General features: G+C 38.3%; 18 protein-coding genes. 12 read left to right on the forward strand and 6 right to left on the reverse strand.

Annotated features, from left to right (window positions below):
- Positions 1–5: 5 nt before the first annotated feature.
- A complete protein-coding gene (locus tag L1283_RS24745) occupies positions 6–3,218 on the forward strand; it encodes a SusC/RagA family TonB-linked outer membrane protein (protein WP_429626558.1) in 3,213 nt (1,070 codons plus the stop codon).
- A gap of 11 nt (positions 3,219–3,229) precedes the next feature.
- Positions 3,230–4,576: a RagB/SusD family nutrient uptake outer membrane protein gene (locus L1283_RS24750; protein ID WP_429626559.1), complete on the forward strand. Its 1,347-nt coding sequence runs from the start codon at positions 3,230–3,232 to the stop codon at positions 4,574–4,576.
- Between the two features lie 72 nt (positions 4,577–4,648).
- On the opposite strand, the gene L1283_RS24755 is transcribed toward L1283_RS24750, so the two are convergent.
- Both L1283_RS24755 and L1283_RS24760 read right to left on the reverse strand, forming a co-directional pair.
- Positions 4,649–5,062, reverse strand: coding sequence for a hypothetical protein (locus tag L1283_RS24755; RefSeq protein WP_313235237.1), 414 nt, complete (start codon positions 5,060–5,062; stop codon positions 4,649–4,651).
- A gap of 167 nt (positions 5,063–5,229) precedes the next feature.
- Entirely contained in the window at positions 5,230–5,787 is a 558-nt protein-coding gene (locus L1283_RS24760) for a MauE/DoxX family redox-associated membrane protein (RefSeq protein ID WP_313235240.1), read from the reverse strand.
- Between the two features lie 292 nt (positions 5,788–6,079).
- Between L1283_RS24760 and L1283_RS24765 the strand changes: the two genes are divergently transcribed.
- The 7 genes from L1283_RS24765 to L1283_RS24795 all read left to right on the forward strand — a co-directional run bounded on the left by L1283_RS24765 (position 6,080) and on the right by L1283_RS24795 (position 16,130).
- Positions 6,080–6,661, forward strand: a complete 582-nt coding sequence (locus L1283_RS24765; protein ID WP_313235242.1) for a sigma-70 family RNA polymerase sigma factor — start codon at positions 6,080–6,082, stop codon at positions 6,659–6,661.
- A complete protein-coding gene (locus L1283_RS24770; RefSeq protein ID WP_341832902.1) occupies positions 6,658–7,911 on the forward strand; it encodes a FecR domain-containing protein in 1,254 nt (417 codons plus the stop codon). Before L1283_RS24765 ends, L1283_RS24770 begins: the two co-directional genes overlap by 4 nt.
- A gap of 465 nt (positions 7,912–8,376) precedes the next feature.
- Positions 8,377–11,514, forward strand: a complete 3,138-nt coding sequence (locus tag L1283_RS24775; protein WP_145330255.1) for a SusC/RagA family TonB-linked outer membrane protein — start codon at positions 8,377–8,379, stop codon at positions 11,512–11,514.
- Positions 11,515–11,525: 11 nt separating this feature from the next.
- The gene (locus L1283_RS24780; RefSeq protein ID WP_145330253.1) at positions 11,526–13,148 is read left to right on the forward strand and encodes a SusD/RagB family nutrient-binding outer membrane lipoprotein; all 1,623 of its coding nucleotides are present in this window, start codon (positions 11,526–11,528) and stop codon (positions 13,146–13,148) included.
- Positions 13,149–13,160: 12 nt separating this feature from the next.
- Positions 13,161–14,021, forward strand: a complete 861-nt coding sequence (locus L1283_RS24785; RefSeq protein ID WP_145330251.1) for a DUF1735 domain-containing protein — start codon at positions 13,161–13,163, stop codon at positions 14,019–14,021.
- A 66-nt stretch (positions 14,022–14,087) separates the two neighbouring features.
- Positions 14,088–14,780, forward strand: coding sequence for an energy transducer TonB (locus tag L1283_RS24790; RefSeq protein ID WP_145330249.1), 693 nt, complete (start codon positions 14,088–14,090; stop codon positions 14,778–14,780).
- A gap of 147 nt (positions 14,781–14,927) precedes the next feature.
- Positions 14,928–16,130 (forward strand): IS256 family transposase, encoded by a 1,203-nt coding sequence (locus L1283_RS24795; protein ID WP_078796964.1) that lies wholly within the window; start codon positions 14,928–14,930, stop codon positions 16,128–16,130.
- Between the two features lie 81 nt (positions 16,131–16,211).
- Here L1283_RS24795 and L1283_RS24800 read toward each other — a convergent pair whose 3' ends face one another.
- The gene (locus tag L1283_RS24800) at positions 16,212–16,571 is read right to left on the reverse strand and encodes a VOC family protein (protein WP_145327684.1); all 360 of its coding nucleotides are present in this window, start codon (positions 16,569–16,571) and stop codon (positions 16,212–16,214) included.
- A 478-nt stretch (positions 16,572–17,049) separates the two neighbouring features.
- On the opposite strand from L1283_RS24800, the gene L1283_RS24805 reads away from it, so the two are divergent.
- From L1283_RS24805 to L1283_RS24815, 3 genes are all read left to right on the forward strand, one after another.
- A complete protein-coding gene (locus L1283_RS24805; RefSeq protein WP_286727259.1) occupies positions 17,050–20,295 on the forward strand; it encodes a SusC/RagA family TonB-linked outer membrane protein in 3,246 nt (1,081 codons plus the stop codon).
- Between the two features lie 11 nt (positions 20,296–20,306).
- On the forward strand, positions 20,307–21,842 hold the full coding sequence (locus L1283_RS24810) for a RagB/SusD family nutrient uptake outer membrane protein (RefSeq protein WP_286727258.1): 1,536 nt from the start codon (positions 20,307–20,309) through the stop codon (positions 21,840–21,842).
- A gap of 280 nt (positions 21,843–22,122) precedes the next feature.
- Positions 22,123–23,358 (forward strand): porin, encoded by a 1,236-nt coding sequence (locus tag L1283_RS24815; protein ID WP_145327687.1) that lies wholly within the window; start codon positions 22,123–22,125, stop codon positions 23,356–23,358.
- A 110-nt stretch (positions 23,359–23,468) separates the two neighbouring features.
- On the opposite strand, the gene L1283_RS24820 is transcribed toward L1283_RS24815, so the two are convergent.
- The 3 genes from L1283_RS24820 to L1283_RS24830 all read right to left on the reverse strand — a co-directional run bounded on the left by L1283_RS24820 (position 23,469) and on the right by L1283_RS24830 (position 25,330).
- Positions 23,469–24,035, reverse strand: a complete 567-nt coding sequence (locus tag L1283_RS24820) for a Crp/Fnr family transcriptional regulator (protein WP_341832896.1) — start codon at positions 24,033–24,035, stop codon at positions 23,469–23,471.
- A 29-nt stretch (positions 24,036–24,064) separates the two neighbouring features.
- Positions 24,065–24,604, reverse strand: a complete 540-nt coding sequence (locus L1283_RS24825; protein ID WP_429626560.1) for an SDR family NAD(P)-dependent oxidoreductase — start codon at positions 24,602–24,604, stop codon at positions 24,065–24,067.
- A gap of 93 nt (positions 24,605–24,697) precedes the next feature.
- Complete coding sequence (locus tag L1283_RS24830) at positions 24,698–25,330, reverse strand: helix-turn-helix domain-containing protein (RefSeq protein ID WP_429626561.1); 633 nt, start codon at positions 25,328–25,330, stop codon at positions 24,698–24,700.
- Between the last annotated feature and the right edge of the window lie 69 nt (positions 25,331–25,399).

The raw sequence follows: 25,399 nt of genomic DNA on the forward strand, positions 1-25,399 counted from the left end.
AATATATGCTAAAAGTTTTTTGTTATATTCTTATCCTCCTTCATTTTGCCGCAGGCCAGACTCGCGAAAGATTATGGAAAGGTAAGATTCTGAATTCCAGTGGCACACCGCTCGCAAATGTAAATGTGGTTTCAAAAAGTAGCTCTGTGCGCTCGGACAATGCCGGGAAATTTACTGTAAAGGCCGGACTAAATGATTCGATACGCTTTTCCCTGATCGGATACCAGCCGGAAACTATAATAGCTCGCGGAAACGATGATAACCTCGTTGTGGTGCTAAAAGAGCTAACAAATCAATTGGCGGAAGTTGAGATCAGTACAGGCTATCAGAAACTGAAGGTCAACCAGATCAATGGCTCTGTAACTGTACTTAAAAAAGATCTGCTGGAAAAGCAGGTTGGAATGAATATCCTGGATCGCTTAGAAGGGGTAACAAATGGGCTTGTTTTTCAGAAAGGAAAAACCAATCTCAATCCGCAGAATAAACTGGGAATCACCGTACGTGGATATGGTACCATAAACGGTCCACTTGATCCCTTAATCGTATTGGATGAATTTGTCTATGAAGGGGATATCAATAATATCAATCCGAACGATATTGAATCCGTTACAGTCCTGAAAGATGCCGAGGCGACATCGATCTATGGTGCCCGGGGTGGAAATGGGGTGATTGTCCTGACTACAAAAAGGTCAAAAATGGATGGAAAGACACGCCTTGATCTAAATTTCAACACAAGTGTTAAGGAAAAGCCTGATCTTTCTCGATTAGCTATAGTGGGCAATAAGGATTATATTGACCTAGAGGAAATGCTGTTTGCTGCTGGCCAGTTTGATAGCCGACTGAACAGCTGGGATGGGCCACCTGTTTCGCCTATCGTTTATTGGTTGGACAAAAGGCGTAAAAATGAAATCTCGGATGATGTATATCAGTCTCGTAAAGCGTTTTACCTAAAGTCTGACCTGAGGCAGCAGTATCGCAGCTATTTTTATAAACCTGCACAGACGCAGCAATTAGGTGTAAATATCTCAGGAGGGCGAGCATCCAATAGCTGGACTCTTGCGCTGGGGCAGGACTGGCAGAAAGATAATTATAGCCAGCCCGCTGTACGTACAACAATTAGACTTGCCAATACGATGACCTTAAGCAAATGGTTGAACGTCAATGTATCAGCATCTTATTCTAATCAAAAAAATAGAAATAGCAATATTCCTTCTTATGCTACACTAGCAAGTGTGGGCAACCAGTATGTGGTACCCTATCTGTCTTTGTTTGATGAGTACGGCAGCCCAGCGGCATTTTATGAAAGCTATGGAAAAACAGTGCTGGATACAGTAGGAAAAGGACGGTTATTCGACTGGAATTACTATCCCGTCGAGGATTTTAAATACAGTACAGAAACGAATACGATCCAGGAATATATCGCAAATATCGGTATCAGTATTAAGCTTTTTTCTGGCGGTATATTGAAATCCAATTACCAGCGTCAGCGTCAAGATGGACTGATCGATAACCATTATATGAAAGAAAGTTATTTTGTGCGCGATATGGTGAATGCGTTCAGCCAGATCAATGAAACCACAGGAAAGGTAACTTACATCGTACCTTATGGGGATATTTTATGGAAAACAGGCAATAACCAAGAATCTTATGCTTTTAGAAGTCAATTTGATTTTAATAAAAAGGTAGGCCAGCATGCTTTCATTGCGATGGCCGGACTGGAGATGCGGCAAACAAAGGCATGGGGCAATAGCATGGTCTATTATGGTTATCGTGAAGATCCGCTATCAATGGTTCCAGTAGATTTTACAACGAGTTATCTCAAGAAACCTTTCGGCAGTTCGGGTACAATAATGGGAACTCCAAATCTGTCTCCAACCAGACTGAATAGATTTGTAAGTGTTTACGGAAATTTTCATTATACCTGGAAAGATCGTTATATGCTCAGTGGAAATATAAGAAGAGATGGCTCGAATATTTATGGTGTAGCGACGAATGACAAATGGAAGCCGCTTTGGTCTTTAGGCGCGGGCTATGTGCTGTCCAAAGAATCGTTTTTTGAGAAACTTCCTTTAAATTATCTAAAGCTTAAAGCAACATTGGGTTATAGTGGTAATGTTGATTTGAGCCGGTCGGCCTTACCGATTAGCGGTTCGGCGACAAATTCAACCATCAATGGTTCGTTGCCTTATGGAAGGATAGGAACAATCAACAACCCTTCTTTGCGCTGGGAAGAAGTGATGCAGCTGAATACGGGACTGGAGTTCGCGCTAAAAGATTTCCCGCTTTCTGGTTCGATAGAATACTATATTAAAAATGGATCCGATCTCTATGGCGAGACCAATTATGATTATACGAGCTGGGGCGCTAGGGGAACGATCATCCAGAATGTAGCGGCAATGAAAGGAAAAGGATTGGATGTACAGCTAAATTATGACCTAAAATCAGGTGTATTGGGATGGCAGTCGTCGCTGATCTATAATTACAATAATAACAAGACAACTGCTTATTACTACCCTAATGACCAAAGTCAGCTCTATCGTATGGTAAATGCTTCTGGCACTCAGATCAATCCGGTTATTGGCTATCCACTGTATGGTCTTGCGGCATTTATCTGGAAAGGACTTGACGATAACGGAAATCCGCAGGGAGTATGGAATGGGGAAATATCGACGGACTATACTGCAATTAATGAAGGTTCAATAGGAAGTGCGGGGGAGGGTGGTTCAGCCCATTTTATTGGTTCTGCCATACCTGTTCATTATGGTGGCTGGTTGAATACATTTTCCTATAAGAATCTGAGTCTGTCTTTCAATTTGAGTTATCGCATGGGCTATTACTTTCGGAGATCTTCGTTCACTTCAAGTGCTCTTATCAATTATGGAACGGTTCATCCCGATTATTATGATCGTTGGCAGCAAAAAGGAGACCATACCAACGTGCCATCTTTGGAATTTCCATTGACTATGCCCGGGAGGGATGCGTTTTATGGTGCTAGTGAAATCCTTGTTGAAAAGGGCGACCATATCCGACTCCAGTTTATCAACCTGACCTATAATTTGCCCAAAATAAGCAGTGGAATCAATAATATACAATTATTTGCCAATGCGGCCAATCTAGGAATTATCTGGCGTGCAAACCGGCGCGGGCTTGATCCAGATAATCCCGAAGCGATTCCTTTGCAGAAAAATTATTCACTTGGCCTTCGTGCCAACTTTTAACCATTTGCTGTATGAAATTGACGATATATTTTATTTTATGCTGTCTGGTTGCATGTACTTCCTGCAGCCATTACCTTGATCCAAAGAATAGCAATGCCTATCAGGTTCCGGCATCGATACGGGACCTGCAGGAGATACTGGATGATTTTGGCTATATGAATGAGCGAAGAACACCTTCATATGCTGAATCGGCAGCTGATGATTATTTTCTGCTGGACAACAATTATAAGGCTCTTTTACCGGAAATGAAGTTGCTGTACAAATGGGAAGCTTTCGATTATGCATATCCCAATGATTGGTCTTCGGCCTACCTGCCTATATATAATGCCAACTTTTGCCTGGAAATATTGGACAAAATTGAAAGGACCGATGTCAACAGCGGTGACTGGAAAAATGTCTATGGCTCGGCTCATTTTTACAGGGCTTACTATTTACTTCAGTTACTATGGACTTACGCTCCAGCGTTTGATCCGGAGGGAAAGAATGAGGAGAGAGGCATTGTCTTGCGTTTTAAATCTGATTTTAATGTGAAGAGTGAATTTTCTACGGTAGGTGAATGCTATCAGCAAGTATTGAAAGATGCTCAAATGGCCGCGGAAAATTTAGAGGATGTCCCTTTGCTGAAATCACGGCCTTCAAAAGCAGGCGCATATGCACTATTAGCCCGGGCTTACCTGTCCATGGGTCTTTACGAACAAGCAGGAAATGCCGCCGACGAATCGTTGAAGCTGTTCAATGAGCTAATGGATTATAATCAGCCTGAAGACGGAATAAAGATTAGCGCTTCGGTGCCCTTTTCGAAGTTTACCAAGGAAACGATCTTTTATTCTGAAATGGGTCAAAAGTTTCAGAACTATATCCCAACGCGCGCTTTAATCGATTCTAATTTAATGAATAGCTATGACAGTGCCGATCTGAGACGGATAGCTTTTTTTAGTGCTTCCGGCAAGTATTTTAAATTTAAAGGAACTTATTCCCATTCCATACAGTGGATGTTTTCTGGGTTAACAACGGCAGAGATGCTTCTGATACGCGCGGAAAGCAATGCCCGGAAAGGTACTTTGAAAGCGAGCATGCAGGATGTTAATCTCCTGCTAAAAAATCGGTGGGATCGTACGAAGGTATTTGTGCCAAAAGCAGCACAGGATAACAACGAAGCTTTGGGGATTGTATTGCTGGAAAGACGAAAAGAACTGTTGATGAGGGGAATTCGTTTATCAGATATTAAACGCTTGAACCTCGAAGGAACAGCCATTAAAATGGTTCGTATGATAGAAGGAGAGCGGGTGGAGCTTAGTCCGAATTCATCAAAGCTAATTTTAAATACTCCTACAGACTTAGATGTTTTTCTAAGATAAGAACTGAATCAATCCAATGTATCATTGTGCTGAAAGCCCATAGCCGAAATTAGGGGCTATGGGCTTTTCGATTTATGGATCCAAAGGTTTGTTCAATGGATCATTGTACTGCGGTGTGGACGCCGAAGAAGGAGACACACCATAGTTGTTGGTGCTGTGCTGAAATGTCTCGATCGTTACTTTGGAAGGATCGATATTATTTCCACTATTCATCGTGCTGGCAGATGGTACAGCAATTGAACAAGCGACATCTTGGTCTTCCGAATCTGAGCAGCTAATAGAACTCCTCTGCCAATTTGCAGTATTTTTTACGTTTGTATCCGAATAGGGAGCTGGGGAACCAGCTGGCGGAACATACTTAAATATTAAGTCAGTATCTTTATTTTCGTTATTTAGTTTAATTACTTTAAAAGAACTGAATCCAATTATTGCAGCGCCAGCCAACATCACCATCGCATGCTTTTTCATGAAAGATATTGCTTTCATACCGAGGCCTTTTTTATAAGAGCAAAAAAAGTTTACCTCCACAAAAAACTCAATTTTTTTATTGATGACTGATACCTTGCTTTAACGAGGTGTTTCAGTCTGTTTTATACCTCGGGATCGATTTTTACGGGCTGTCCATCACGTGTCATAATTTATTTCTATACCGGCTAAGCCGGGAATAGTGCAAATTTTCGCGGAAAGTGTTTTTGAGAAGTGTGACAAAGACAAAGTATGACAATACCTAAAGGAATGGGCGGTGTAAAGGTAAAGCCAATTGATAGATCCTTTTTCTCGTACCTTTCCATGGGGCTGGTTGGGCCAGTCAAGTACCATCCCAATATGGATAACGTAAAAAGGACCATATTTACCACCAAGTGCCATTCCCACGACAAACTTTCAAATACGGATGCGCAGCCACACGGTTTCTGCGGATATAGATTGAGTAGTCCCAATGCAATATAGACACTGAAAGAGGATAATAAAGCTATAGATAGCAGTAATCCTATTTTTTTATACCGACCGGCTAAAAGGATTCCGGTAGTGAACTCAAAAGTAGGAAGTGTCAAAGAAAGAGGTTTTGCCCAGCTGCTTGGTAACGGTTGCCGGAGAAGAGCAGCTTGGAATGCGCTGGGTTCCATGAGCTTGTCTATAGCTACATAGATCCAAAAGACCATAAATCCGATTCGGATGCTTTCCATTGCGATATGTGCCGTTCTTGCGTTCATTTTTTTTGTTGTTAATGTCTTTTCTAATCTATAAAAGAAGCATAAGAGTATCTGGTTGAATTTTGAATTCAACTATTTGTAAATCAGTGTATTGTATATTGTTTTTCTTGGTTTGTTATATAGCTTTTACTATCTTTGTTTTATTACTGATTTAAAATCTAATCTTCTAATTCTTCTATATACTACTAGCAATAAAGGCTAGTTCGTACCTGTTAATATGCTGTATTTTTTATAAGTATCTGATTTTTAAGTTTATAAATTTCATTGAAATGATGTTAGAGAGGATAGACGAATGGCAAAAGAAACAAATACGTACGATCGTTACTTTTTTCAATTATTAGACTCACAGCCTAATGTAGCGCTTGAGCAGATTTTTGCGCATTATGGCGGGAGTCTGGAAAAGTATATCCGTCGTTTTATTTATGATGATGACGATCTAGTCAAAGATGTATTAAATGAGACATTAATCGTAATCTGGGAAAAAAGGCAGTTGGTCGCGAAGCTAGAAGCACCTGTATATTGGATGCAGCGCGTAGCGAAAAATAAAGCTCTTTATTATATCAGATGTGAGGCAAAATACAATAAGATTTCGCTCGATAACGGTCTGGATATGGCTAGTGGTCAATGCGCAGACGATAGATTTGCCTATAACGAACTTGAGATGCTGATCTTGGAGGCTTGTGAGGAATTACCTCCCCAGGATCGGGAGCTTGTCATTAAATCGAAGTTTGAGGGTAGGAGTAACAAGGAATTAATGGCAACCTATGGAATGGCAGAACAGACGGTGAAAAATAAATTGTCTAGGGCACTGAAGGTGATCCGAAAAAAGTTGAAAGATCTTATGGGCTTATTTGTTTATTACAAGGTGAAATGATTTACAACAGAACATATGTAAAAGAACTGATCAGGAAGCGTATGGACGCGAGTATCAGTTTTACAGAATCCGATCAATTAGAAGCAGCGGAGAAAATTTTTAGTGAAGAGGAATTTGATGCAATGATTGCCGAGGTGATCGAAGAAATGTCTACTAATCGGTCAAACGAATTATCCATCGAGTGGCGGCCTGATTTTGAACAGATCCGGGCTGCGGGAGATCGGTTAGCTAGGAAAAAGAAACGGCAATTATGGTGGTGGTGTGCTGCAGCAGCAGTTTTATTTCTTTTGCTGCCGGCTGTAATTGTCATGTTAAAACACAGGGATTATAGGGCTGAAATCGGTCTGGAATGTGCTAGTATGTCCTCTGGTACGGAAATACCATTGTCTGAATCTGCAGGTACAATAATGCTTGCTGATTCATCTATCATTCGATTGGATACGAATGCAACCGGAGTATTGCTTGATTTAAACGGTATTTCGCTCGCCAAGACCGCCGAGGGGGTATTGGAATTTGATAAATCATCCAGTGGGCGGGAAGTAAATGCAAACGAGACGGATATCGTGATCAGAACAGCTGCTCGTCAGCAATGTGTTATAGAATTTCCGTACGGTATGCGGGTCCGGCTGAATGCCCAATCAACTCTTTGTTATCCGTTGACGCAAGGAGATAGTACACATCTGTTTATCGAGGGCGAGGCGCTTATAGACATACCTAGCCAACTGTTTGGGAGCGTGATGGTAATACACACTATCAATGGAAAAATTTCGAGTGATTACGGAAGGTTTGAATTAGCATCTTATGCCCAGTTTACGCGAGCAACGGTATCATACGGAGAAGTTTTAGTTTCTGATTGCAGATCAAACAAAAGGCAGGTGCTTCAATGTTCGGACGAAGTTGCGGTTATCAAATCCTATTTACCGAAGGGTGAAAAAATACAAAGGGATAGTCTATTTTATTTAACGAACGGGGATTTTGAACAAGCTTCGCAATGGGCGAATGCTGTACGTGAATACAAAGATGTCCCACTGACAGAGTTTGTCTGGCAGATGAGCCGCTGGCATGGATTTACGGTCAAAAATATGAAATGCATACCGAATAAGCTCATAAGTACGACTGTGTGCTACAGGACCAACAGGGAAAAAGTTTATGCTGTGATACGCGATGCTGGCGTGTTGATGTATGAGAAAAAAGGGATGATAAGTTTTTGCCCTGAAGATCATAAGGAAAGTCGTACAGCGATGAAATGAAAATTTCCTTATCTATAAGTCTGAAGCGAACAGATGAATAGAGCGTTTGAGATCATTCATTTAAAGGTCGGATTTACCGCCAGTGGAAAATATACTATTATAAATAAATAGAATTTGATGAAAGATAAGTGAATGGATAACATGGTTCGAGGGGAAATACAAATAAATATGTTTGTTTAAACAATGTTACTTTAATTAATATTGCATCAAAAATAATAACCTGTTTATCAGATGTTTGTGATTTATTGTGAAATAAATGTTATCACAAAGTTATGCTTGCATTGCAAAAGTTAAAAAAAGTTATAAATTTGTATTTAACATTTTTTAACAGCTGACATTGTTGACTTAAAAGATGTATGACTAACTAACATCGCATATAATAATTATTGAGAAGTAAAAAATTCGCTAGCCAAGGTGCTGTATTGCCAAGAATTTAAATAAACATACTTAATTAAACATAAACATATGAAACACAAACTACTCAGTTTTTTATTGGGTGGTGCTATCCTCACTTCGGTAGCATTCGCCCAAGAAAAGAAGGTTAGTGGACGAGTGACAGGTACAAATGGCGAGGGGTTGCCAGGCGTTACTATTGTTATTCAAGGTACTAACCAAGCCACACAAACCGATGCAAACGGTAACTATTCCATTAATGTTCCTACGGGAAAAATTTTAGTCTTTCGTTCTGTAGGTTATTCAGACAAAACAATCACAGTTGCACAAGGTTCAAGTTTGTATAACATACAACTTAGTGGAAATGAATCTGTTCTTGATGAAGTCGTTGTGACTGGTGCGGGGTTAACTGCTAGTCGTCGTTCAATTGGAGCTGCACAGACCACAATTAAAGCGGAGGATTTACAACAGGCTAAGCCAACCAATATCGTCACAGGTTTAACTGGTAAAGTCGCAGGTCTTACTGTACAAGGTGTAGGATCGGGTGTGAACCCTAATTACCGTGTCATGTTAAGGGGGATGCGTTCGTTAACTGGTAATAACCAAGCATTGATTGTTATTGACAACGTAATTTCTCCATCTTCTATGCTGGGGAATTTAAACCCAGACGATGTTGAAGATATTACAGTTCTAAACGGATCTTCCGCGGCTGCCTTATATGGTTCGCAAGCTTCTAACGGTGCTTTGATTATTAAAACGAAAAGAGGTGCTGCTAGTAATGGATTAGAGGTAACTATCGATAATACGACTACATTTGAGAATGTTAACTTTTTGCCTGAAGTTCAAAAACGTTTTGGTTCAGGCTATTCGGCGCATGATATCTTTTATGTACCCTACGAAAACCAACAATATGGACCTGCTTTTGATGGGTCTATAGTGCAAATTGGTGATCCTCTAGAGGATGGATCAACACAAACAGGACCTTATTCGTGGAATGGTGGAAAGGATAAATTTTGGGAAACAGGAGTGACAAACATGACAAATTTGGCCGTGGCATCCAAACATGAGAATAGCTCTTTCCGTTTTTCAGGGCAATATTTAAAATCGACAGGTACCGTTCCTTTTGATAAATATAATAGAGCATCTGCTCGTGTAAACGGAAGTCGAAAATTAAATGATATTCTCAATATTAATTATACTTCATATTACGCTCAAAATAGATACGATCAAACATCTGCAAACGCAAATATTTATGATGCGGTTTTGCAATCTCCGGGTCAGGTGCCGTTAACAAGCTATAAAGATTGGCAAAATAATCCTTTTGCAAATCCAAATGGTTATTATAACGCTTACTATAATAACCCTTATTTTATTGCCGCAAATAATCGCCAAAAAATTAGGAATGATTATTTCATGGGTAATGTGGAATTGAATTTTAAACCTTTGTCTTGGTTAGACTTTATGGGACGTGTGGGTATGACCACTTCTAATCAATCCTATAAATATACGACTGGTAAATTCACCTTTACACCTTATGCTGCTGGTTTGCATGGTGCATATAAAGGAACGAATATTACTGGTAGCGTTTCCGATGCAGCAAGTTATTCGACAAGTATTGTGTCTGATTTTAATGCACATGCGACACATACAAACGGAGATTTCAAATTCGACTATACGGCGTTATTTCAATATGTTCAGAATCAATCTTCGAATTTGTCAGCTACAGTTAATGGTTTGGTTGTCGATGGTATTTACAATCAGGGAAATAGTTTGAATCCTCCATCTACAGGCCAAGCGGATTATCTAGCGAGAACTTTTGGTCTAGCTGGTAAAATTGATGTAGCCTACAAAAATTATTTATTTTTGACATTAACGGGACGTAATGATTGGGTTTCAATTTTAGATCCAGACAATCGTTCATTCTTCTATCCAGGGGCAACTGTTTCATTTGTTGCAACTGATGCAATTGAAGCATTAAAAGATTTTCAACCATTGAACTTTTTGAAGCTAAGAGGGAGTTTATCTAAAGTAGGTCAAGTCAACGTTGGTAGCTCATCCAACTTTGGAGCCTATGCAACGGTACCTACTTTTGGCCAAGGTTCCGGATATCCATATAATGGAATTGGTGGTCATACAGTTGGTAATCAGATAGTTCAACCTGGATTAAAGCCGGAAATGACGCGATCTATTGAATTTGGTTTTGAATCTGCATGGTGGAATAATAGGGTATCTGCAGATGTCACATATTTTAATAATAAAACAACAGACAATACAGTTCCAACAGATATTTCTTGGGCATCTGGTTATAATAAATATTTACTGAATGCAGGAACAACCACAGGTAAAGGTATCGAATCGAGACTAAGCGTATCACCAATCCGTACGGCAGATTGGGACTTGACTTTAGGCGGAAATTTTACTTATATTCAGAATAAGGTTGTCGAAATTGCAGAAGGTTTAGATCAGTTGGCTTTGGCTACGTACACAGGTGGTACAGGATCTTACGCAGTAAAAGGCGAAGCTTTCCCTGTAATCATGGGTTCTACTTATAATAGAGATCCTGAAGGACGTATTATTGTGGATCGTATTACAGGATATCCAACTACAGATGGTACATTGAAGGTGCTGGGAGCAGCGCTTCCAACGCATACATTAGGTTTAAACTTTTCATTATCTTATAAAGATCTAACATTTTACACAAGTGCTGAGTATCGTACAGGTAACTATATCTTTAATAATGGAGCAGATTTGTTTGATTTCTCCGGATCAGGAATAAATACCGTTGCTTACGATCGTGAACGATTTGTTATTCCAAATTCATCTTATTGGGATGAAGCAACAAATTCTTATGTAAAAAATACAAACATTACTGTTTATGATGGTGGAGCTGATTATTGGACAATGGCTACTGGACGACGAAATATTGACGAAACCTATGTGACTTCAGCAGCATTCTGGAAAATCCGTGAAATGTCATTGTCTTATAATTTACCGAAATCTTTTCTTGCCGGTCAAAATGTGATTAAGAAGGCTCGAGTGAGTGTACAAGGTCGTAACTTGTTTCTATGGACACCTGCTACAAATGTTTATACCGATCCAGAATATTCTGATGGAAACGGATCATCCAATGGAAATGCGCTTGGTTTGACAGGTTTAAGTCAAACACCGCCGTCTCGTTACGTTGGTTTTTCTGTTAGTTTAACTTTTTAATATCGAATCTCATGAACAATAAAATAAAATATTTATCCGTAGCAATGTCTACTTTATTGGTAGCTTCTTCCTGTAAAAAGGCTTTGGATATCAATGATAATCCAAATTCACCGACTCAGTCGACCCCAGAGCTTGTTTTGCCTCAAGCTATGGTTGCAACAGCGCTTTCTGTTCCAACATATAATACCTATGGCGGACGATTAGTAGGTTATTATGCTACATCGGGCGGGGTCTCTGGTTGGGGTGATATGATTACCTACGATTTTTCAACCGGGTTTATGACTGGCTTGTGGAGTACTCCATATAATACATTGACTGATCTTCAGTATGTTGTAGAAAAAGCAGGCGAAGGGAAAGCCCTTTTTGTACAAGCTGCAGAGGTCATGAAAGTGTATAATTATGCGAATCTTGTGGATACCTATAATGATGTTCCTTATTCAGATGCGTTAAAGGGCGCTGCTTCGCTAACTCCTAAATACGATAAGGCAGCTGATATCTATGTCGATCTTGCTAAAAAATTGGATGCAGCAGTGGCTTTCTTTAAATCGGCTACTGCTAGTGATGATTTTAAAACGGCAGATGTTATATTCAAAGGTAATACGACCTCGTGGGCTAAATTTGCTAATACATTGAAATTGAGGTTGGTGTTAAGAGCTGGTAGTAAAGCTACATTTGCTAATAAGACAATAGATAATATTGGCGTTATTGAAAGCGATGTAATTGTACAACCTGTATTTACCAAAATTTCGGGTAAGCAAAATCCGATGTGGAATACTTGGGCTTATGGCGCTGATAATGCCGCTGTGGGAACATGGGGAACCCAATTTATTCCTACCAATTATATAATGGCTTTCTACGATGGTTTTAAAATATCTGACTCGGAACGTGCATCATTAGTCTTCGCAAATGGAATATCAACCAATAAAAATCAACTTGGAAATGTTGATAATCCTCCAACTGGAGTTGCGCCATCTGCCTGGGTCATGCGTCCAGTCTCGGGTACGATAAGCGGTACAAATTATAGAGGGTTAGGCGTTATCAAAGGTCCTGCTGCTGGTCAACCATTGATGTTAGCTGCAGAAAGTCAATTTTTGGCTGCTGAAGCTGCATTAGACGGACTTATTTCTGGTGGAGATGAAGCATCCCGAACTTATTTTAGAAAGGGAATAATGGCATCTTATAACTACTTATACATGAACGAAGGTGATGCGCCTACTAAAAGTGCAGCTGATGCTCAAGCTTATTTAACGAAATATGAAACTGATAATAATGATACTTATTTAGTGAAATTTGTAGATTATTTAGATCAGTCTAACCCTAATAAACCTGAAAGAAAAGAGACTGGGAAAGAACAAAAACGCGAAGCTATCATAACACAAAAGTATATTGCTTTGAATTTTCTATTTGGCCATGAGGCATGGAATGAATTTCGTCGCAGTGGATATCCAAAGAATGTTGGTTTAAACACTACTGCGAATGCTAGAACGACGTTTGTTTCAATAGCGTCACGTGCAACGTCGGAAGACAAATTACCAACTAGAATATTATATCCAAATACTGAATTTAGTTATAATGCAGCAAATGTTCCTGCAGATATAAATAAGTATTCTTCTAAAATATTTTGGGCTAAATAAATTTAGATTAACATGAAAAAAATAATAAAATATATTTTCTTAGCGTTAGCTTCTCCATTAGTGCTAACGTCTTGTTTAAAGGATAAAGACTTAATAGGACCGGATGCTGATGGTGCTGTTGCGAATATTATAGAATTTGGGGATGTATCTGTTCCAATATCTAACGAATCGAGTTCTATACCTTTATACTCTTTAGCATTTGATATTGCTCCTACTGGAGTAGTAAATTTGAAATTGAAATGTGTTGGAGCTAAAACAGCAGAAAGTGATATTAAAGTAACAATAGCTGTTGACAACTCATTACTAGAAAAATATAATGACGAAAATGAAACCGAATATGAGGCGATGCCTGCTTCACAGTATAGTTTAAGTGCGACTGAGGCGGTAATAAAAAAGGGTGAAAGAGAAGTCGCTGTCCCAATTAATTTGAAACCGGATCAGTTTACTTTTGATGCTGATTATGCTGTTGGTTTAGCTATAAAAACAGTATCCTCTGGAGAAATTTCGGGAAATTTTGGCAAGATTATATTGAATTTAGGAGCTAAAAACTTCTTTGACGGTGTTTACAAATATACGACATCTGCGAATACGGCTTTAGTCCCTAATGCAAATAAAACAGTCAAATTAGTAACGATTGGAAGCAATAAATGTATGCTAGACCCTGGTTTGCTAGGAACTTATTCTAATCAGGTAAATTATACAATTGATCAAGCTACTAATAAAATTACTGTAGAAATGTTTTCTCTTCTGCCAATTGCGACTAAGTCCACCAGTGTTTATGATCCAGCAACAAAGACATTAACGGTTAACTGGACATCAAATGGTGGAGCCAGAACGTTTGAAGAAAAGTTTGTTTACACTGGATCAAGATAGATTTAGAAAGGGGGAAGTGTCGAATTTCCCCTTTTAAATAATGTGAATTTTCTGAAACAATAAGATATGAAAGCAATAATTTTTAGCTTAATCGGGATGCTTAGTTGCGTATTCTCCTTTGGACAGGAAAATGCAGCCCTACCAAAAATAGGATATGACAGTTTTGTCAAACAGGTCAATCGTTCTTTCAAATTAACGGATAGTGAGATCTCTAAAGATATTTCAGGGGAAATCATATTGGACATCCGTGTAAATCAATTTGGAAAAATTGATTCAGCTGATATCGCGAAGGATATTGAAAAAGGGATGGGGATACGTTTGTTGAAGGCTGTTAAAATGTCTGGGGATTGGGAACCTGCTACGAAAAATGGAAAACCGATTGCTTCTTGGGTACGTTTTCCTTACAAAGTGTTGAGCTTTAAAGAGTCTGCAAATTCAGCTGCAATAGTAAAAGCAGAACCAATTGAAGGCATGTCTACTTTCATTGAAAAATTCTATAAAAATTTCCAATATCCACCTGAAGCACTGAAAGCAGGTTTGTCGGGTGATTATGAGTTAAATTTTATTGTGAAAGAAGATGGGAAAATTACTGGTGTTAAATTAAAAGATGATCCTGGTTATGGCGTGTTAACGAGCGCGCAACGCGCCCTTAACAGAGCAGGTAAGTGGAAGCCAGCAACCCAAAACGGGGAGGCTGTAAAGTCTTCTGTTGTTGTTCCATTCAAATTGAATTTGAAAGAATTCAGAACACATATCTAGTTAGATCAAAAAGGAATTTTTATGTAATATGGTAGTATCTTTCTAACTGTGTAAGTTGAAAAGTTATTCTGAAGATATTTTGAGCCCTCAAAGCTCAAAAAATATTTTCGGAAATAACTTTTTATTATTTTTAAACATTACATAGTTATGATCGACAAAGAAGAATTATTAAACAACAAGGAGTTTTACAAATCCTTTAAAAGTGGAGAAGATCTAACATCCTTCTTCAAAACAATGCACAAACGAGCTGTAGAACATATGCTAGAAGCCGAGCTGGATGCCCATCTAGACAACGAAAAACACGAAAAAACAAAAGATGGAAATTACCGCAATGGACACGGAACCAAGAAAATAAAATCCTCTTTCGGAGAATCTGAGATTAAAGTTCCCAGAGATCGTGAGGGTAGTTTTGAACCTGCATTAGTTCCGAAAAAACACAATATTATCGATGGTTTGGAAAATATCATCATCTCATTTTATGCCAAAGGAATGAGTGTAAGTGATATTGAAGAACAGATCAAAGAGATGTATGATTTTGATATTTCTACCTCCACTATCTCCCGAATTACAAACGCTGTTGCCAGCGAAGTTGTTGCTTGGCAGAACCGTCCTTTAGACGATTTATACCTAATTGTCTGGATGGATGGAATCGTTTTCAAGGTTCGGGAGAATTCGAAAGTCATTAACAAAACCATTTATTTGGCAGTCGGATTAAATCGTGAGGGAAGAAAAGAAGTGCTAGGAATGTGGCTTGGGAAAAATGAAAGTTCGAGCTTCTGGATGAGCGTTTTAACGGATTTAAAAGCTCGTGGTGTTGAAGATATTCTGATCACAGCAACCGATAATTTGAATGGATTTACTGGGACTATCCGCTCCATTTTTCCTGAATCTCAAACCCAAATCTGTGTCGTTCATCAGATTAGAAATGCTTGTAAATACGTTGTTTGGAAAGATAGAAAAGAGTTTTCTGCCGATATGAAACACATTTATGCAGCTCCCACAAAAGACGCGGCAAAGGCTGCTTTGGAAGATTTTGCTAAAAAATGGGAAACAAAATATCTGTATGCTGTCCAATCCTGGAGAAACAATTGGGACGAACTTACCGTATTTTTTGAATTTCCTATCGAAATCCGTAAAATCATTTACACCACCAATTTAATTGAAAATCTCAATGGAAAAATCAGAAAATACACCAAAAACAAGATGTCTTTTCCTACGGATGATGCAGTTTTGAAATCGGTTTATCTTGCTTTAAAAGAATCAACCAAAAAATGGACAATGCCCATCCATAATTGGGGTTTGATTTTAAACCAATTTATGCTTATTTTTGAAGAAAGGCTCAGATTATAAAAATCCAAGCCCTAACTTTTCAACTTACACACTTGATAGGATAGTGTCTGTAATATAGAGGTAGCAAGTATTTTGCTGCCTCTATATTTTTTCACCAAACTGAAGTACATATCCATTATTATCATAAATAGCAAACTCGCGCATTCCCCATTCGAAAGTTGCTATTTCATAACATATTTTGACATTATCTCTCAAACTTTCCCATAAATTATCAACATCCGCTATGTTAAAATAAAGGGACCCGGTAAATTGTGCTGTTTCAAAAGCAATGCTTTCAACAGGATGTGAAAACATGATTTCGATGGTTCCACTTCGCAGTAAAGTCCAGTTCAATGCTTCATTTTTTTCAATACATGTAAATCCGAGTTTTTCAGTGTAGAACTGAATAGTTTGATCTAAGCTTTTTGTATATAATATTGGATTTAAGCTTTTGTAGTTCATCTTTTTTTTTTTTGCCTTTGATTGGTTCGAACTATTGTTTTGTCTTTTTGATAGCAGTTACACGTGTTTTTTTATTATTATCGATTGTAAGGATAGTTTTATGATGAAAAATACAAAATATTACAGTATTTATTGTTACTTCATAAAAAAAATAGTTACTTTTTTCGATTAAGGTTTGTTGTTTGTGTAATTGTTTGGTATTTAGTGTTTTTGTGTGTTATTTTTTTGTGTGAAATACTATGATTTATATCGTTTGTTTTTCAAGTTTTTTAATTCTATTTCTAACTTCTTGTTGCTTGTTTAAAAGTTTGTTTTATCTTTGCTTTTAACAAAACCTTAACATTTCATGTCTAGTTTTGCACACTAACTGTATTAGCCTGTTGGGCCAATCACTTTTGAAAAACATATATTAAAAGTTTCTTCGGTGCTTTTATCGTATTTAGTTAGATAAACTACTTATTTAAACAAACATAAACATATGAAACACAAACTACTCAGTTTTTTCGTGGGGAGTATGATCCTGTCGTCTGTTGCTTTTGCGCAAGAGAAGAAGATTAGCGGTCGTGTAACTGGCGCTGATGGGAAACCGTTGGTAGGAGTTACAATTGCCGTTCAAGGATCAAACATTGCTACTCAAACAGATGCGAATGGAAAATATTCTTTATCAGTTCCTGTTGGTAAAGTAATGGTTTTCAGGTATGTCGGTCATTCTGACAAAACTATAATCGTTAAAGAAGGACAGTCATTATTCAATGTATCATTAGAGGATCAGAATACAGCGTTAGATGAGGTTGTTGTAGTCGCTTATGGTACTGCCAAAAAAGAATCTGTGACTGGATCCGTAACCTCTGTCTCTGCAAAAGATATCGAAAAGAGACCGGTTACTAATGCATTTGCAGCTTTAGAGGGATCTGCTGCTGGTATTCAACTGAACAATACTTCTGGTATGCCAGGCGCAGAACCTAGTATACGGATACGTGGATTTTCATCACTAAATGGTTCTAACAATCCACTTTATGTCGTGGATGGTGTACCTTTTGGTGGTAATATTTCTGATATTAACCCAAATGATGTGGAAAGTATTTCAGTGTTAAAAGATGCTTCATCATCTGCACTTTATGGAAGTCGGGCTAGTAACGGGGTGATTATTATTACCACCAAGAAAGGAAAGGCTGGCCGCTCTCAGGTTAATATCTCAACAGATCAGGGTTTCTACTCGAGAGGTATTGCTGAATACGATCGCGTGAATGATAGACAATTTATGGAAGCCATGTGGTTGGGGTATAGAAATAGTTTATTGACTAACAATTCGGCATCCTATCCAACAGTTGCATCTGCAAATGATGAAGCAACCAAATCTTTGGTGAGCAACTATTTGAAATTAAACATCTATGATAAAGCTGATGATAAACTATTTGATTCCAATGGAAAGCTTGTCTCTGATGCCCAAATAAAAAATGGATATGCAGACGATTTGGACTGGTTTAAAGAAGTAGATCGTGTGGGCCATCGTCAAAATTATAACATTGATGGAACTACTGCTACAGATAAAGCAAAGGTTTTTTATTCGACAGGATACCTAGACGAGAAAGGATACATTAAAAATTCGGGTTTAAAAAGATTTACTGGACGATTAAATGCCGAACTTCAAGCTAAAGATTGGTTCAAATATGGCTTTAACTTAGCAGGTTCACATCAAATCTCAAATCAAATTAGTGGTTCTACTGACGATGCAGGTTCATTTGTTAATCCGTATAACTATGCAAGATCGATAGCACCAATCTATCCAATTCATTTGCATAATGCAGACGGATCTTATGCATTGGACGAGGCTGGAAAAATACAGTATGATAATGGTGAATCCACAAGATTGCAATATGTCGGAAGACATACCATTTGGGAAAATGAATTAAACAGAGACCAAACAGTTCGTAATACAGTAAATGGTAGAGGCTTTCTTGAGTTCAAGTTTCTGAAAGATTTTACACTAACTTTAAACGGTGATTTAAATCTTCGCAATTCAGAACGTCGTACGTATAATAACGCAATAATAGGGGATGGTGCCGGTCAGGGTAGAGCGGCTAGGAATATTTATCGCTACAAAAACTATACAGTTCAACAATTATTGACTTGGAACAAAGATTTTGGCTTACACCATCTGGACTTATTGGCAGGACATGAGAATTATTCTGACAACTGGAGTTATCTATATGGCTATAAAACAGATGAAATTTTTGAAGGCCAAACTGATATGGTAAATTTTACCAAAATTACATCGCTGTATGACTATCAGGAAGATTATCGTGTAGAAAGTTTCTTGTCTCGTGCTCGTTATAATTACGCTGGTAAATATTTTGCGGAGGCGTCGTTTAGAAGAGATGGTTCATCTCGATTCAGCCCAGACAATCGTTGGGGGAATTTTTGGTCATTAGGTGGTAGCTGGAGTGTATCTAAAGAAGATTTCTTTAAAGATATGCTGAATACCGTTAATGAGTTAAAGGTGAGAGCATCTTACGGTGAAGTAGGTAATGATGAAAGTGCAAATAAATATTCCTATTTATCATTATATGAGTTAAGCCAGAATGCGAATGCAGGTGCGGTCTTTAAAAGTCAAAACCCTTCTCCTGATTTAATATGGGAAACTTCAAGCTCTTTCTCGGCAGCAATAGAGGCAAGATTATTCAAACGTGCAAACTTGAGCTTTGAATACTTTAATAAGCAGTCACAAAATTTGATCTTCGATGTTAATCTACCATTATCTGCCGGAGCAACATCATCTTCAAGTGCGGTATCAACAGTTACAAAAAATATAGGCTCAATGTCAAATAGAGGCTTTGAGTTAACTTTTGATGTAGACGTGTTAAAAGGTGATGGTTGGAGATGGAATGTTGGTGCCAATGCGACTTGGTTGACAAATAAAATTTTATCACTACCTGAAGAGAATAGGGAGAACGGAATTGTAACTGGTAATTTCAAATGGGTTGAAGGCGGTGGACGTTATGATTTTTGGTTGTTTAAATATGCTGGGGTAGATCAGCTTACTGGTCGTTCACTTTACCTGGCAGATACACAGCGTTTTAATGTGAATGGTTCTGCGCCAGGAAAAGCAGAGATCCCTACAGCGGAACTTGTTGAAATTAATGGAAAATACTACGTAACTAATGCTTCTAGCTATGGTCTAAGGGGCTGGTCCGGATCGGTTATTCCTAAAATGAATGGAAGTTTCAATACCAGCTTTGAGTATAAAAACTTCAGCTTCTCAGCGTTATTCACTTACGCTATCGGTGGTAAAGTATACGATTCTTCCTATGCTGGTTTGATGGCCATGTCCGGTACACCAAGTGCGTTGCACTCGGATATCATGAAATCGTGGAACGGTATCCCTGATGGAATGACAGCATCCTCGGCAAATAGATTGGATGTAAATGGCATTCCAGCTATTAACTTTTCTCAAAGTAGTATGAATAATTATGCTACTAGCGATCGTTTCTTAGTTGACGGATCCTATTTGGTTATCAAGAATATTGCGGTGGGTTATAGTTTGCCAAAAAAATTGGTTAGTAAAATAGATTTGTCTTCCGTGAGAGTTGTTGCTGGAATTGAAAACTTGTCTACAATGACAAAACGTAAAGGAATGAACCCACAACAGCAATGGAATGGTACCAGCACAAATGCGTGGGTTACTCCACGTACAATTTCTTTTGGTGTAAAAATTGGATTATAAGAAATTAAACAATGAAAAATAATAAATATATAAAAGTATTGTTAGCAGGAATGATTCTTGTTTCTTCTTGCAAAAAAGACTATCTAAATACAAGTCCTACAGATTCCGTTGAGCTTTCTAAAGTATTTGAGACGACAAAAAATGCTGAAGTAGCCGTTAACGGTTTGGCAAAAATGATGACCCAACAGTATTTAGGTAGCCAAGGCTTTAATGGAGAGGGGACAATCAAAATGTACTATGGAAACTATCCTGGAAACAATTTTTTTGTCAACTTAAGTGGCTGGGCAGACATTATTAATGCAAATTATAATCAAAACTTAACAAGTATTTACTTGTATTATCCTTGGTTTTATTACTATAAGATCATTGGTAACGCAAATCAAATTGTCGAAAATATAGATGCTGCGAATGGAAACTTAGCCGACAAACAATTTATAAAAGCGCAAGCATTGACTTACCGTGCTTACAGTTACATGATGCTAGCTCAAATCTATGGAAATAGATGGAGTGACTCAAATAATGGGCAGACAAATGGATTGGTGTTAAGAAAAGATGTGTCAACTGGAGATATGCCTTTATCAACCTTGAGCCAAACTTATGATTTGATCTATACGGATTTGAATGATGCCATTTCATTATATGAATCTTCAAAAATTAACCGTAATCCAAATGCCAATTATCAAGTGAATAAAGATGTTGCTTATGCGGTTTATGCTCGAGCTGCTTTGAACAAGCAGGATTATGTCAATGCTGAGAAATATGCTATTCTAGCGCGTGCTAATTATAAATTGATGAACAATACGGAGTATAAAAGTGGCTTTGCAAATCCAAATGGAGAATGGATTTGGAGTAGCTACGGTGCGTCTGATGAAACATTATACTTCTATTCATTTCAATCGTATATTGCATATAATTCATCGGCAAGTGCTGTTAGAACAGCGCCGAAATGTATCAGTAGAGAATTGTTCGATAAAATTCCTTCAACAGATATTAGAAGAGATCTTTTCTTAGATCCAAAAGGCGAAGCGTATACAACAGCTACAGGATTGGCCGGAGCGACGATGAAGGCTAGGGCATTTGCCTTATATCCTGAATTACAGTCTAACGCTGTGCCATACGCTTACATGAATTTTAAGTTTAAAGCGAATGATCTACCGGGTGTTGGAAACTTAAATCACTTTAGGGCTTCCGAGATGTACCTCATTGAAGCTGAAGCGAAATTTTTCCAAAATAAAGCAGCAAGCGAAGTTCAAGGTGTGCTTAATACATTAAACGCTTCTTCAGGAAGGAATGTGAATTATGTTTGTACAAAAACAGGCACAGATCTACTTAATGAAATTAAGCTGTATCGCGCGGTTGAACTATGGGGCGAAGGATTCGATTGGTTTGATATGAAACGTTGGGGAGATACTATTGTAAGAAGAAATAATGCGAACGGAGGTAATTTCCTTACATCTCTAGCTGTTACGATTAATCCTCAAGATAAAAATAAGTGGACTTGGTCTATTCCTCTTCGTGAGAGCGATTATAATAAGGGGTTGGAGTAATTCTAGGTATGAATCAATAGGATTGAAAGGCCGGTACAATTTTGTATCGGCCTTTTTATTTTAAAAATTTCTCAATGTATAGAAACTACCTGCAAGGTGATATATTACCAAATCATTAATTTTATGTATATAAATTAATAGACTAACAATTTATTAATATTAACTTAATATTGAGAATCTATTTTTACGCCGTTGAAAGATGATGGAATAGAAGAAGGAAAAATGATTCTGCTCGTACCATATCATCAAAAGCGAAAAAGATAATTTATTTAAAATTCTCATGAAAAAAGCACTTTTACTCTTAGCTCTGATAGGACCCGTTGTAGCACTTGCGCAAAATAATAATGCGCCCTCCAGCTATGATCCACATGATATCAAGATTACGGGGTACCTTCAAACACAGTTTCAAAAGGCGCAATCTCCTGGAATTACGTCCTTTTCAGGTGGGGATTTTTCAAAGAATTCGGATAACAGATTTATGATCCGCAGGGGACGTCTTAAAATTGACCGTGTGGATACCTACTCGAGTATTGTCTTTCAATTGGATGCTACTCAAGATGGCGTGCAGTTAATGGATGCCTTTATTCAATTGCGTCACCCAAGTCAAAAAGGCCTTAGTTTAACTGCGGGACTTTTCAATAGACCTTTTGGATATTCCATTGTATACTCATCGGGCTATCGTGACTTTCCGGAACGGGCACGTGTATTCCAAACGTTGATGCCACGCGAACGTGATCTTGGAGGGATGGTAAGTTATCATCCTGGCGGTAAAGTTAAATTCTTAAATTTAGATTTAGCCTTGGTGAACGGTAGTGGTCACTCCGCTAAGGACTATGATTCTAAAAAGGATCTGATCGGTAATCTTGCTTTTAAATTTGATAGTTTAGCCGATAAAAAACTTCATTTGGGTTTTGGCGGCTCGTTCTATAAAGGTTCAGTGCGTAATGATACGAAAACGTACTATACGCCCAATAGCAATGGTTATACAGCGCATACCAGCGACGAGAATGAAGGCAGGGCGATCGGTCGGAATTATTATGGCGCCAATTTACAGTTGGAATTTGATAGTAGCTTGGGAAAGTCCAGCTTTAAAACAGAATATGTTGCTGGTGATCAGCCAGGGGTAGCGGGTGGTGCCGATATCAAAGGACCTTACGCAAGCAGAAGTTTTACGACCCAACCGACAACAGACCTTTATCAGCGGAAATTTAACGGATATTACCTTTGGTTTACGCAAGAGATTGCTAAGACCGGTATAACTGCGCTATTAGCGTATGACGTCTATGATCCAAATACTAAAGCAAGTGGCATGACAATCGGCATGCCTGATAATTTTACGGCCGACGGAGATGTTAAGTTTAGTACGTTGGGTTATGGTCTTGCATATCAGATTAACAATAGGATAAAATTGACCGTATATAATGAGCATGTAACGAACGAAACCACAAGTTTACCAAATTTTTCGGCTGATTTGAAAGATAATGTCTTCACAACAAGGTTGCTTTATCGTTGGTAAATTGACTCAGGCTACAATTTTATCGCAATGATCGGAGTTGATCGAAAGGATTCGTATTCCTGTGACTAATGCATTAGGGGGCGCGATTTGATTTAGATGTTGCGAGGGGACTAGATATTTTTCCGAATCCGGCTCAGGGATGATGCGGTAATCCCTAAATAGGATGCTAACATGGCTAATGGAACACGATTGGCCAAACCAGGGTAAAGCTTTAAGAACAGGAGGTAACGGTCTTTGGCATCGAGATTCATCATGGTATTTGCCGTTTTTAGCTTACTTTCCACTACAAAACCATAAAGTTTGGCCATTAACAATGGCCAAACTTTAATTTCCTTTTCAAGGAGCGTAAAATTGTCAAAATCAAGGCTCCAGATCTCGGTATCTGTGAGGGATTCTATATAGTCATTGGACGGTGTTCGATCCAAGAAGCTCTGAAGATCTCCAATAAAACGACCTTCATAGATAAAATAACGCGTAAAATCGTCACCTTTACTGTTGTAATAGAGCGAACGGAATACCCCCGATTCCACAAAAGCAATGCTATTGTTTATTTTACCGCAAGCGACAAAATAGCTTGACTTTGGAACACTTTTTTTTTCGAATGCCTGTCGAATTAAGTTCTCTTCTCGTAAATCGAGCTGTCCAAATTTTCGGATGTATTCCAGTAATTGCTCCATGTTACCTTTATATTACTTCGCTAAGTTAATCAATTCTTCACGTTGAGGTCCTGTTGATACCTCGTCAGTACCTCGATTGCTCCTTTCATCGAGCCATAGGCAGATGATCCCGGAAATGCAAAACGTGCGAGACCAGAAGAAATATTGATAATACGTCCACCATCGTTCAAATAGGGAAGAACTTTCTGCGTGAGAAAAAATACCCCTTTATAATGGATATTATAAGCTGTATCGAATTGCTCTTCCGTAGTTTCCATGAAAGGGGCATATAATGCTGTTCCGGCATTATTGATTAGGAAATCGAAGTTTGGTTGTCCTGTTTCTTGTTTTATATGCTGTGTAACTCCTTCGATGAAGAGATCAAAAGACTGCACATTACCTGCATCCAATTGGAATGCAGCTGCATGCTGACCTAAAGATTGTATCGTAGCAACCACATGATCTGCTTCCTCCTGATTGCTATTGTAGGTTAGCATGACATCGATTCCTTTTTTTGCGAGGCTAACAGCCATGTTTCTACCTAAACCACGGCTTCCGCCTGTTACCAATGCTATTTTATTTGTAGCCATTTTAATTTGTTTTAAAGATCCAACAGCACAAAGATCCTCCGAAAAGTTGAACTTTTCCTTGCGAAATGCAAATGGATATTTGCGAAATTCAAATTATAACGATTGAGAACGAAAAATGTTTGGGGCAGAGCCGGTTTGCTTCTTGAAAAAATTGGAAAAATGAGCGATCTCCTCAAAGCCAAGTGAATAAGCAATCTCAGATACATTCCAATCGGTTTGTCGCAGTAAAATTTTTGCCTCCTGTGTGACTCTGGCTGCAATGACATGGCTGGTTGTTTTTCCCGTATTTTCCTTTAAAATTTTATTCAGGTGATTGACATGTATGGCCAATCGTTCCGCAAAATCATTAGCTGTCCGTAGTTGTAGACGTTGCATTGGAGATTCAATGGGAAATTGTCTTTCTAGCAATTCTATAAATAATGAGGTTATTCTATTGGAGGCATTATGTGTGGGATTTGTTATACTTTTGGGTTGCAGCTTTTGCCCATAATGAATGATTTCAAGCACATAATTTCGCAGCAGATCGTATTTAAAGACGTACTCTGAAGATAGCTCTTTATTCATTTTTAGGAAGATTTCCTCTATTTCAATACGTTGTTCTTCTGATAGTTGGAAAATTGGAAGGCCGCCCGGTTGAAAGATAGGTAGATCATCTATATTAACACCACTTTTATTTCGAGTTAAAAATTCATCGGTGAAATATGCTGCTCCCCTAAAACTAGACATAAATTTAAGGTATGAAATAAATAGATTAAATTAGCAATATTATGTCACGTACACGGAGAACATTTAGTA

Origin of the sequence: Sphingobacterium sp. HSC-15S19 (assembly GCF_050433745.1) — a bacterium.
In the GTDB taxonomy this organism is placed as follows: Bacteria; Bacteroidota; Bacteroidia; order Sphingobacteriales; family Sphingobacteriaceae; genus Sphingobacterium; species Sphingobacterium siyangense.

What these genes read in the sequence shown, in the direction of transcription:
- L1283_RS24745 (WP_429626558.1), top strand. Translation starts at nt 6, where the DNA reads ATGCTAAAAGTTTTTTGTTATATTCTTATCCTCCTTCATTTTGCCGCA.
- L1283_RS24750 (WP_429626559.1), top strand. Translation starts at nt 3,230, where the DNA reads ATGAAATTGACGATATATTTTATTTTATGCTGTCTGGTTGCATGTACT.
- L1283_RS24755 (WP_313235237.1), bottom strand. Translation starts at nt 5,062, where the DNA reads ATGAAAGCAATATCTTTCATGAAAAAGCATGCGATGGTGATGTTGGCT.
- L1283_RS24760 (WP_313235240.1), bottom strand. Translation starts at nt 5,787, where the DNA reads ATGAACGCAAGAACGGCACATATCGCAATGGAAAGCATCCGAATCGGA.
- L1283_RS24765 (WP_313235242.1), top strand. Translation starts at nt 6,080, where the DNA reads ATGGCAAAAGAAACAAATACGTACGATCGTTACTTTTTTCAATTATTA.
- L1283_RS24770 (WP_341832902.1), top strand. Translation starts at nt 6,658, where the DNA reads ATGATTTACAACAGAACATATGTAAAAGAACTGATCAGGAAGCGTATG.
- L1283_RS24775 (WP_145330255.1), top strand. Translation starts at nt 8,377, where the DNA reads ATGAAACACAAACTACTCAGTTTTTTATTGGGTGGTGCTATCCTCACT.
- L1283_RS24780 (WP_145330253.1), top strand. Translation starts at nt 11,526, where the DNA reads ATGAACAATAAAATAAAATATTTATCCGTAGCAATGTCTACTTTATTG.
- L1283_RS24785 (WP_145330251.1), top strand. Translation starts at nt 13,161, where the DNA reads ATGAAAAAAATAATAAAATATATTTTCTTAGCGTTAGCTTCTCCATTA.
- L1283_RS24790 (WP_145330249.1), top strand. Translation starts at nt 14,088, where the DNA reads ATGAAAGCAATAATTTTTAGCTTAATCGGGATGCTTAGTTGCGTATTC.
- L1283_RS24795 (WP_078796964.1), top strand. Translation starts at nt 14,928, where the DNA reads ATGATCGACAAAGAAGAATTATTAAACAACAAGGAGTTTTACAAATCC.
- L1283_RS24800 (WP_145327684.1), bottom strand. Translation starts at nt 16,571, where the DNA reads ATGAACTACAAAAGCTTAAATCCAATATTATATACAAAAAGCTTAGAT.
- L1283_RS24805 (WP_286727259.1), top strand. Translation starts at nt 17,050, where the DNA reads ATGAAACACAAACTACTCAGTTTTTTCGTGGGGAGTATGATCCTGTCG.
- L1283_RS24810 (WP_286727258.1), top strand. Translation starts at nt 20,307, where the DNA reads ATGAAAAATAATAAATATATAAAAGTATTGTTAGCAGGAATGATTCTT.
- L1283_RS24815 (WP_145327687.1), top strand. Translation starts at nt 22,123, where the DNA reads ATGAAAAAAGCACTTTTACTCTTAGCTCTGATAGGACCCGTTGTAGCA.
- L1283_RS24820 (WP_341832896.1), bottom strand. Translation starts at nt 24,035, where the DNA reads ATGGAGCAATTACTGGAATACATCCGAAAATTTGGACAGCTCGATTTA.
- L1283_RS24825 (WP_429626560.1), bottom strand. Translation starts at nt 24,604, where the DNA reads ATGGCTACAAATAAAATAGCATTGGTAACAGGCGGAAGCCGTGGTTTA.
- L1283_RS24830 (WP_429626561.1), bottom strand. Translation starts at nt 25,330, where the DNA reads ATGTCTAGTTTTAGGGGAGCAGCATATTTCACCGATGAATTTTTAACT.